At 47.9% G+C, this 9,783-nt stretch carries 5 protein-coding genes; all 5 read right to left on the minus strand.

Annotated elements, in window-relative coordinates; translation table 11 throughout:
* Positions 1–29: 29 nt before the first annotated feature.
* Positions 30–1,163, minus strand: a complete 1,134-nt coding sequence (locus PO771_RS16040; RefSeq protein ID WP_272560667.1) for an MFS transporter — start codon at positions 1,161–1,163, stop codon at positions 30–32.
* Positions 1,163–2,506, minus strand: coding sequence for a purine/pyrimidine permease (locus tag PO771_RS16045; protein WP_272560668.1), 1,344 nt, complete (start codon positions 2,504–2,506; stop codon positions 1,163–1,165). The genes PO771_RS16040 and PO771_RS16045 overlap by 1 nt, the downstream gene beginning before the upstream one ends.
* 9 nt (positions 2,507–2,515) lie before the next feature.
* Entirely contained in the window at positions 2,516–3,199 is a 684-nt protein-coding gene (locus tag PO771_RS16050; protein WP_272560669.1) for a uracil-DNA glycosylase, read from the minus strand.
* 142 nt (positions 3,200–3,341) lie between these two features.
* Positions 3,342–8,756, minus strand: coding sequence for an AMP-binding protein (locus PO771_RS16055; RefSeq protein WP_272560670.1), 5,415 nt, complete (start codon positions 8,754–8,756; stop codon positions 3,342–3,344).
* 258 nt (positions 8,757–9,014) lie between these two features.
* Positions 9,015–9,683 (minus strand): uracil-DNA glycosylase, encoded by a 669-nt coding sequence (locus PO771_RS16060; protein WP_272560671.1) that lies wholly within the window; start codon positions 9,681–9,683, stop codon positions 9,015–9,017.
* Positions 9,684–9,783: the final 100 nt, after the last annotated feature.

Consider the following 9,783-nt stretch of genomic DNA (forward strand, 5'->3'; position numbering starts at 1 on the left):
GCTTTCCGCTATTTCTTCCCCTCAGTATATCAAAAAGCCCGATGTCGGAAAAACACTCCAGCCAGTGCAAATAAGAACAAGAAGCTCCCAAGCATATAGAACAAAGATGCCCTACCGAACGCTTCCATCGCCAATCCGCCAAGTCCTGGACCGATCAAACTGCCACTGTCAAAATGAAGGGAAGCAAGCACATTTCCAGAGGCGAGCAACGTGCGCGGCAACAACATCGCCACATAGGCAAGTCCCAGGCCAAAAAATGAGCCAACAAATATCCCGGCCAACGCAAACAAAATGATCAAACCATACACATGGTCGCCAACAAACGGCACGATAAAAAAGACAAGCCCGCCAATTACCGCACATATACGCAAAATAGGTCGCGGTCCAAACCGATCACTCAGCATACCAAGCGGCACTTGCAGCAGCAGACTCCCCAGTACAAACGATGGTAAAATCAAAGAAATCCAGCCATCTGAGATGTGCAGCTCCGTCGCATAAATGGGGAAGCTAACATTGAGCGCAGCCTCCATTAAGCCATACAAAAATGGCGCAAGCAGCGGTAACCAAACCAGCACATACACACGCCCATATGTCTTCGAAGAACTTCCTCCTTTTCTGGCAGGTGGTCGTTCATTGCGAATCGTATACAACAAAAGGCCTGTCATACCAAACATGCTACCCATTACGATAAACGGAACCCAAGTTCCATACGCCAGCAGGTTAATGCCCAGCGGCCCGATACTAAACCCGAGACTATACATCAAACCATACAGTGACATATACCGCCCGCGCTTATTTTCCGGGCTTCGATCCGCAATCCACGTCTGGGTCGCATAATGCAGAATGCTATCCCCTACTCCGACAAGAAAACGCAGAATAAGCCAGATAACAAAGGAATATCCAATAATAGCAAATAAAACTGTACTGCTGACGACCATGACCAGTCCGACAACAAGCAGCGCTTTGTACCCATAGCGAACAAGCGGCTTTTCCACAAAAAAAACAGCGAGTAGCGCACCGACATAAAGCGCGGCCGCACTCAAACTGTTTACAGAAGCAGCAACTCCCTGTTTTTCTAACAACAATGACAGCAAAGGCAAAATCAATCCCTGACTCGCCCCTGCTACCAGCACAAGAATAAGTAATACAAAAAATCGATTCATTACAGTTTTCTCTTCTCTCTTAATACAATTTGCTCCAAGAAAATAATGAGCAGTACACCCATGACAAGCCCATTCCCGAAAATATAACTCACAAACGGCGGCAGCGTCAGCATCGCTTCTGGCGGCACAAACATAATACCGATCCCAGTTAGAAGCCCGAATCCAATGATCATAATGGTGCGCTCATTCCACGTTACTTTCCCCAGATCTTGCAGGCCAAATCCAATAAGCTGCGTAAAGCTCACAAACGATACGGCATAACCGACTGGGGCCGGCAGCCCCGACAGCACTCGACTCACCTGCGGCAGCATACCAAGAAGCATAAACAGCCCGCACGCGATCAAAAAAGGCAAGCGCGATGCAATGCGCGTTACTTGAATAACCCCGGCTGTAATGGACAACGGGACAAGTCCAACAATGCCAAATGTTCCCGACAGCATGTGCGCTATCCCGGTAAAAATACCGCCGCGCCGATAATCTGCCTCCCCTGCCTGTACATGAACAACTTTGCCCACGACAACAATGCTCGCCACCAGATTCGTTAACAAAATCAATCCCGTCAGCATCGAGATCATGATGGTCCCAAGATCAAATTCTGGAGTCCCCCAAAAGAACGGCGTAGGAAGCGACACAAGTCCATGCATTTCTGGAAGCGGCTTCGTCCAGCCGAGCAGTCCATATATCAACCAGCCTACAAGCATACTAATCAGAATCGCAAAGCTGCGGATGTATTTATACTTTGAGCGAATCATCATAAAGGTAAACACAATCAATCCGATCGACACCAGTGCGATTTTAGGCGGAATACCTGTCTGCCCTGGTGTATAACCCATGCCTAACAGTCCTTTCATAAGCGAGCTGCTTAATGATACCGCCAGAAGCAAAATATAGCCGCCTGTGACAAGCGGGGTAAACAACTTTTGAATTTTACCAATAATACCTGTTACCCCGAGACCGACAAGCATAATGCCGGTAATGATCAATCCCATTTCCAGCGAACGTCCGATATCCTGTGGAGATTTACCTGCTGCCATACCCAGATTGGCTAAAATGATGAAAATCCCCCACCACATGCCAGCCGGGCCTTCCGTGAGCGGAAGTCGATGTCCGAACAGTACTTGTAGAATAGACGCCAGCCCGATCAAAAAAAACGTCTGCTGCATAAATACGCCGATATCGGCCGGTCCAAGTCCGTACGCTTGCCCGACAACGAGCGGCACGACCAAAGAACTTGACAGTATAACAAAAAACCATTGCAGTGCTGCGGTTACCGTGACCGATAACGGTGGCTTATCCTGTAATTCATATATATTTGTTGATGCTTTTTCTTGTTGTGCTTCCATCTCATCACCTCACTCATTACTTCGTACACATTGAAGGGCTACCTGCAAATCTGCCCATACTTCTCGCTTCGTTTTCGCAAGTGCATCCCCACGCTGACGAATGACGTAGGCAGGATGCCAGGTTGGTACGATTTTAATGCCTTCATATTCATACACATTCCCTCGAAACTGGGACATCGTCTTCATATCCGGGAAGAAATACTGAAGGGATACTTTACCGAGCGCTAACACGACTTTCGGACGGATCATCTCTAGTTCATACTGCAAGTACTTGCTGCACTCCTTTGTTTCTTCCAGCATAGGCGTGCGATTTCCACCCTTCTCATTCGTTACCCGACACTTTACCACATTTGTAAAATATACGTGTTCCCGTCGAATCCCGGCTTTATTCAGAATCAGCGTAAGAAGTGATCCGCTAATTCCAACCAACGGCAATCCCCAATTCTCCTCGTCTTCTCCCGGTCCTTCTCCGACAATCATCAATGGCGTATCCGTATTTCCTGTCCCCGGCATACGGCCCTGGACATACTCACCGAGGGGGCAATCCGTACAGGCAAGAATCCGACGGCGCATCTGTTCCATACGTGCTGCTTTCTCCACCTGCTTTAGTGCCGGATTTACGTCTTCCGCGTGATAACCGTCGCTTGTTAATCGACGATAAAAGTTAGTCATGCCTTCCGAGATGCTTTTCATCTGATTCTCTCCCATCCAGACAACGTCTTTTCTACGATACCATACTTTTATAAGTGCCTGAAATGAAACATGCAAATAAAAATAGCGAAGCGGCTCTCCTTTTTACAGGATAAGCCGCTTCGTTTTCGTATCTCTTTATCGATTATTCACTGGTTTTTTCATTCATTTGGGCCGACCATGCTTCGTATAGCTGGTCTTTTGTTTTCAGTCCCGTTTGTGGAATCGCGTGATTTACAACGTAAGAACTTCCTACATGGCGATTCTCCCACATTTCCTGATGCGCTTCTGGTAACTGATCGAACTCAACGAATACAGGCTCCGTGATTTCAAGCATACCAGCATCAATCATCTCATTCATGCGGATGACTTCATAAGCATTCGAGAGGTGTGTACCCCAGATATTTGCTGTCGGCATGTAAACACGGCGTTGACGCATCCATACTTGCGGCGCATAGAAGCTGTAGCGACGTGCACCCATGTCCTCGCTAAATACGACACGGCCCGTATACGGCTTCAGAAGCGTCGTGCTCACACCAAGCGCATCATGTCCAGCACGGTCAAAGATCAGGTCTGGATAGCCGCGCGGGTTGTCAGGAGAGCGCAGGTATTTCGCCACGGCACCGCCGAATGGCTTGAAGATGTAATCCGTGAAGTAGCGAACAGCTTCCTTGAATGCTTCCGTTTCCGTTTTCGGATTCGGGAAGTCCGGCATTGTATCCGGCCACACAAAGTTCTCGCCTTCGCGACGTTTGATCTCTTCGATGCTTAATACGCCGCGTACTGCATCACCGTAACCCAGGCTTTGTACAAACTCTTTCTGAGCATCCGTGTACGTTGCGACTACGATGCGTGCGCCCATATCACGTGCTGCTTCAATGGCAACAAGCCCAGTCTGATCCACAATGCCATCTTCTTTCGTATCGGTTCCATAGTAGATCAGGACCGATTCACCAGCACGTAGTAATGCTTTCTCATACATGTCACGCGGTGTGCTGGTACCTTCTTTTCCCATGAAGGTAAAGTGGTAACCGCTGGACGCACCATAGAACGTCAGAACTCCATTTTTCTCCATCATCTGGAACGAACGTGGGAATGCTACTTCCCCAGCGTGAGATACAACATAGTCTGCCAAACGACCGTTGTTTTGTGCACGATAGTCATCCAAAATTTTCTGACCTGTGGCCTCCCACGCTGCCCACTGTGATGGGTCAGCCGGTACCTTGGTGAATGCGTTGCCGTATTCTGGATTTCTCCGGTTAATCACGCCCGCAGCACCTTGCTCACGGATGTACGAAGCACGCTCTTCATTCGATACCATACCCGTTACCGCTAGGCCATTACGAGCTGCCGATTTGAGCGCTTCCAGACCTGTACCAGTCGCCGCCCCTTCTACGAACATTGTTTTGTTCGGCTCAATCGACAGTGTCGTGAACAGAGCGCGATAGATCGTACCCAGATTCAAAATGTAGCTACCGGCTGCTTCCAATGTTGCATCTTGCGGTTTCACATGAACCTGCGGTGCCTGTGCGATCATGAACTGCTGATGCGAGCCATCTGGACCTTGATAACCCTGAATGCTGAAATCGGCAAACATTGGATCAAGGCCAACCGTTGGCGACAGCAGATTGTTCTGTCCCGAGTAAATTGTAACGAGGTCGCCTACTTTCACACGGCCTTCTCGCTTCACTTCTGGACCCACCGATGCTACAAGAGCGATACCACCGCTACCTGTTACGTGATAATCCAGATCATGATCATCTAGCGTAGAAACTGGGATACCGGTCAGCGCCCAGATGTCATTGAAGTTTACTTCACTTGCCAGTACGTACAGCAGTACTTCATTTGCTTTCGGTTTTTCAACCGGGATGACGATTTTCTTCTCGGCATCAATTGGATCACCGTGATCAACCGCACCTGTTTCATCATTTTTCACAACCGCATAGGCATACTGCCACTCAGGAATCGGCGTGAAACCCGGGAAGTACGGCGCACCGACTGGAAGCAGTTCACCCTGTTCGATCAGCTCGTTCTGCTTCTCTTCCGTTGGTTGGAAGCGCGGACGAGTTGGTAGTGGCATGCTCTTCTTGTCGAGGAATGCCTGAATGCCACTTTTGCCGCCATTCGGATCGATTACTGCTTCCGCAAATAGCTGGGCTTCGCGCTCCATTCCTTGCTTAATTCCCTGTTCATAGCCTATGCGTGCTGCTTCCAATGCACGATTGGCTGCTTGCTCACGTCCTGCCCATTTGGATTGGCGCAAAATACGCTGGATTTCCACACTGTTAGCAATGGCTTCCTGCGGGAATGCCTGCGGTGTATTCCACTGCTGAACAAGACTGTTATGGCGATCGAATGCCTCCTTAAGCGCTCCCTTGCCACGCAAAATGTATTCACGAGCCAGTGCAGCAGCACGAACGAGCACATCATCACTTTCTTGAATGATTTCATCAATCAAACCAATCTGCTTCGCTTCTTCTACATCGATCTTGCGGCCATTCAGAATGATTTCCAGTGCTTTGAGGAATCCATCCACGCCTGTGCGATCCTGCAAGAGACGCGGTAAGCGCTGCGTGCCACCATAACCTGGAATGAGATTCAGGTTAATTTCCGGTTGACCGAATTCAGCATGCGGCTCAGCAATCCGGTAATGAGTTGCCATCTGGAACTCGTTTCCGCCCCCGAGTGCGACCCCGTTTACAGCGGCAATAACTGGTTTGCCCAGTTTTTCGATTTTACTAAATGCCATATGCGCTTTATTCGCAAGCGGCAATACGTCCTCCACATCGAACATCTCTTCAAGGAACTGCTTCACATCGGCACCGGCAACAAACGAGCCTGTTCCTTGACCGGTAAAGATGACAACCTTGATCTCATCACGGCGTTCTAAATGACTAACGATTGTATTCAACTCATCCAGCGCCCGTTCGTTCAACGCGTTAACCGGTGGATTGGTAATCGTAACCGTTGCGACACGCTGACCCGGCAGTACGTCATTATACTGCACGCGGAAGAAACGATAAATTTCGAAAATCTTCTGCTCTTCTTCCATTTTTGTTTTCATGCGCCACTGCTCGATTTTTGGACGAATCTCATCAATGGACTCCGGATTACGCAAGGTCGATGTATCACCTAGCTCTTCTCCATTAAGCAGATTGCTCAAGAAACGACGCATGTATTTGCCGCTTCGTGTTTCCGGGAACTGCTGCACTTCGATATAATCGCTCGGAACTGCCACTACCCCTTTTTCTTGACGCACAAGCTCAGATAAGCGACGCTGATCCTCAAGCGTCAATTTTGCGCCCGGTGCTGTCTGAATGAATGCAACCGGCGTCAGTCCTTTCTCACGGTGCGGCGCTCCGATTACAATTGCATTTCCGACTGGAGAATCCGGGTTGATCTGTTTATCGCGCAGGATTGCACCCTCGATCTCCTCCGTGCCCATCCGGTGACCGGACACGTTAATTACGTCATCTGAACGACCGTGGAGGGAGAACGATTCATCTTCGTATTTCATAGCAAAATCGCCCTGTGTATACGCCCATACGCCATCCCACTTACCCCAGTATGTGTCTACATACCGATCCGCATCACCTTTCCAGTTCGGCTGGCCAAAATTCGTCTCATCTCCCCAGATGTAACGTGCCAAGTATGGATACGGCTTCGTAATTACAATTTCACCTTTTTCTTCGAAGTCAGCTGGACGATGCTTTGTCTTTCCGCCTTCTTCACTGCTTTCTGAAATCCATACATCCCCGAAAATCCATGGCAGCGGGAATGTATGTGCATCTGGCTTGAGCTGAAAATCATTGTTGCCAAAGAAATGCGTCCATACAATGCCGCCATGTTCCGTTGCCCAGTACGAGTTGATGTACTGCGGCGTCATCAAATCCATACCAAATTGCTGAACAGCCGGGCTAGTCGGCTCAGCACAGAAGGTTGCAACGCGAAGTGTATCCATGCTGTATTGTTCAACGTCTGCCTTATTCTGCGGATTGGACATAATTGTTTTCAAGAACGTTGACCCTGCTTTAAAGATGGTCACCTTATACCGCTCGATAATGCTCGCATAACGTCCTGCACTCGGGAATACCGGCGCCCCCTCTGCGACGATGCTTGTTGTACGTGTCGTTAACGAAGCGGAGATCAGATACGATTGGCCAGTAATCCAGCCCGGATCAGCAATGACATACATAATATCTTCGCCCGGTGTCGCATCGAACGAAACTTTCATCGTGTGTGCAAGACCAGCTGTATATCCCCCATGAACATGCACGACGCCTTTTGGCTTGCCTGTACTTCCGCTTGTATAGATGATAAACAGCGGATATTCCGCATCTACTGGCTCAGGCTTAGAAACCGCATACATAACGCGAATAAAGTCTTCTGTCGGAAGAGCAAGAAGATCCTGCTCAGTCGCTACATTAGCACCTTGCTCACGTGCTATCGTGAGAATTTGCTCTACTGCCTCACCAATTAATTCATGTGACCAGCGATCACGCTCTGGACGCCAGTTCAAATCCTGCTGGCGTGTATGACGTACAACGATAACGGCTTCGACACGTGGCGGCGCATCTACCAGGCCTTTTGCAATTACGGTACGAATGTGCGACTTCTGCTCAGCATCCATATCATGGAACTGGGCCAGTGCCATACCGACACCACGCATGGCATCTGATCGCTCAACTGTAATCTCGCTTCCGATTGTCTGCATTACTTTTTCCTGAATGAGCGCAGACTGCTGCTCGTTCAGGTTTAGTTCTTTTAACTTTTCCTCAACGATCTGAACAGCGATTTCTTTTGGTACATAGTTATCCAACGCTGGGTCGGTATACGCTTCTTTAAACTCTACGATCTGTGCATTGCGATAGCCGCCGTCTGATGTAATAACAACTTTAGCTCCGGCGTTATGGATACGATCACTCAATGTTTTATCACTGAATCCACCAAATACAGCGGTATAAACAATCCCAAGGCGTTTCGCCGCTTCTGTATAATAAATCTGCTCCATAATATTCGGCATGTTCAGCGCAATTCGATCACCTTTTTTCAAGCCGAGATTTTTAAATACCTGTGCAGCTTTCAACGTTTCAAGCATCAGTTGTTTACGTGTTACTGTAAATTCAACAACCGGACCGCCCCGGCCATCGTTCTTCGCTTGATCCCAACGGTCGCCCTCGAAGTAAAACGCAATCTCATCCCCATGTCCATTCATGACATGGCGGTCTACCTCGTTAAAGCAGGCATTCGTTAAACCGCCGCTGAACCATTTATAGAAGGGGGCATCACTGTCGTCAAATGCAGTCTTCCACGGCTCGTATGCCGGAGAGTGGGTCACCGTAACAGGTGCTCCTGTATCAGCATCAAGTCCCATCCATTGATTGTGCTCGTCATTCCATATCATCCAAGCATTTGCCTGCTCGTCATACCAGTGAATTTCTCGTTTTGCGATATCACCATGGAATTTTCCTGGGTCCTGCTCCGCCAAATGACGCTGCTTATTCCAGTCCTCCCGAGTCAATATCGGATTACTTTTAGCTTTCTGCGTTCGTACATCCATCAGTCCTTGCCCCCTCCTGTGTGCGTGCATGAATTTTTTGCCTCCTAAAAGGCTCTACTCTCCTACCACTGTTCATCTAATGACCTATTGTATTAGTACAGTTGTTGGTAATTAATTCTTTGTTATATAATAACGCACTACATTTTAGATGACAAGACTTTTTATTAATTATTACAACTTATTAAAATGTTTTGATAATTATTTCGTTTTCTAAAGAAAAAAGCCTCCTATCTACAGACAGATAAGAGACCTTGATTGTCATACGATTACACTTGTAATTTTCAATTCCTCGATTGTCCGCCGGAGTTTACGCATGTCCTCCTGAAAAACTTCTTTCAGTTCACGGCGATAAATAATGGCAGCAGGATGATATAGCGGAAAAATATGATACCGCTCGTCCGACCAGAAAAACTCACGACTGTTTTCTTTTTCTTCTGGGCGCTGTATTGATACAGTAAGCAAATTTCCGTGTACTTCAGAAATAGAGCACTCTCCAACAAGTCGTTTAAGCGGAGTGGAGCCAAGTGTAATAATAAGCTTTGGCATAAGCAGTTGAATCTCCATATCCAACCAGGCTGCACATGATGCAATCGCATGTTTAGAAGGAGGACGATTTGATTTTGTAATTCGAACCGTTCCGTTCTTAAGCAAGGTTTCTTTTTCTTTATAAGGTCGGCAGCGCGTTGCATTCGCAATATACATTTGATCTCGATTCAAACCGACATCTGCAAGAAATTGATTTAAGTTCTCACCTGCCTTCCCTTGAAAAGGACGTGCATGTTTCATCTCTTCCGCGCCTGGGCTCTCACCGATCAACATAATTTCTGCATTGGGAAGCCCATAGCCTGGCACAGGAGTTTGTCCTTCTTCCCGGCGCAGCCCATCCTCACAGCGCACACATGTCAAAAATTTTTCCGGAAGTAGCATCGTATCATCTCTCTTCTTAAGTATGGTATGTACCCTTATATATGTTCTTCCTCAAAACAGACGTAAATAAAAGTAAAAACGCGATCCTTCGTCCTTTATG

It is taken from the genome of Aneurinibacillus uraniidurans, assembly GCF_028471905.1.
GTDB classification, from domain to species: Bacteria; Bacillota; Bacilli; order Aneurinibacillales; family Aneurinibacillaceae; genus Aneurinibacillus; species Aneurinibacillus uraniidurans.

Coding starts and splice junctions, on each gene's coding strand:
- PO771_RS16040 (WP_272560667.1), bottom strand. CDS start 1,163: ATGAATCGATTTTTTGTATTACTTATTCTTGTGCTGGTAGCAGGGGCG.
- PO771_RS16055 (WP_272560670.1), bottom strand. CDS start 8,756: ATGGATGTACGAACGCAGAAAGCTAAAAGTAATCCGATATTGACTCGG.
- PO771_RS16060 (WP_272560671.1), bottom strand. CDS start 9,683: ATGCTACTTCCGGAAAAATTTTTGACATGTGTGCGCTGTGAGGATGGG.
- PO771_RS16050 (WP_272560669.1), bottom strand. CDS start 3,199: ATGAAAAGCATCTCGGAAGGCATGACTAACTTTTATCGTCGATTAACA.
- PO771_RS16045 (WP_272560668.1), bottom strand. CDS start 2,506: ATGGAAGCACAACAAGAAAAAGCATCAACAAATATATATGAATTACAG.